The following is a 298-nucleotide window of genomic DNA, read 5'->3' on the forward strand; positions in this document are numbered from 1 at the left end:
ATGAGCGTAGATATCGTTCTTTTCCCGGTTCTCAATCCGCGCCGGAAGCGTGCCGTGAATTTCCGGGCGCGGGATGTCCACCGGGCGGAAACAGTAACGCTCGGTGTAGGGCTGGCCCCAGACCGACACGTGCAGGCGGGAATCACGGGCACCCCGGAAGGTCACCAGCGTGAGGATTACCCCCTCTTTCAGGGCCGTAATGACATCGCCCTGCGGCTCCAGCACCTGACCAGGTGACAGTACGGATGCATTGCTGAACAGGTGGATACAGGCTGATTTATTGAGCTCCCGCTCGTGA

Annotated in this window: 1 pseudogene; it reads right to left on the bottom strand. The window is 60.1% G+C overall.

From position 1 onward, the window contains the following. Positions 1–298, bottom strand: a pseudogene (locus tag E0L20_RS23790) (type VI secretion system tip protein VgrG); the annotation flags it as partial.

The sequence above is a fragment of the Enterobacter wuhouensis genome, assembly GCF_004331265.1.
Classification (GTDB): Bacteria; Pseudomonadota; Gammaproteobacteria; order Enterobacterales; family Enterobacteriaceae; genus Enterobacter; species Enterobacter wuhouensis.